The following is a 509-nucleotide window of genomic DNA, read 5'->3' on the forward strand; positions in this document are numbered from 1 at the left end:
GTACCCAACGACGGGCGCAGCCTCGGGGAAACGACCATGCCGCCCCTCGGGGAAACGTGAGTGCGAGGCGCGCTCTGGGCAGAACTGTGGGAGGACGACGCACCGGGGGGCCGCACGGGCCGTGGCTCACCTGTCCGGCGTCGTCCTCCACGAGCCGCGGGAGGCTGACAGGTGTCCAGCGCAGCCGAGCAGGAGGCGGTGGCCGGAGAGCGGGCCACCGGGGACGGTCTCCCGGCCGTCGTCGTGAACGGTGCGCGGCCGGCGCCGCCCGTCCCCACGGTGCCCGTCCGGCCGGGCCGGCCGACGCCGCTGGGCGCCCGGTTCCGCACCGGCCCGGACGGGGTGGCGGGGACCAACTTCGCGCTCTGGGCAGGCGGGGCGGAGGGCGTGGAACTGTGCCTGTTCGACGAGCACGGCCGGGAGAACCGGGCCCGGCTGACCGAGCTGACGCACGGCATCTGGCACGGCTTCGTGCCGGGGGTGATGCCGGGGCAGCGGTACGGCTACCG

General features: G+C 76.0%; 1 pseudogene. It reads left to right on the forward strand.

Annotation, left to right across the window (positions count from 1 at the left end):
• Positions 1–171: 171 nt before the first annotated feature.
• A pseudogene (locus tag LPA54_RS36680) lies at positions 172–509 on the forward strand (glycogen debranching enzyme GlgX); the annotation flags it as partial.

Origin of the sequence: Streptomyces sp. DH12, from assembly GCF_020873895.1 — a bacterium.
Lineage (GTDB): Bacteria > Actinomycetota > Actinomycetes > Streptomycetales > Streptomycetaceae > Streptomyces.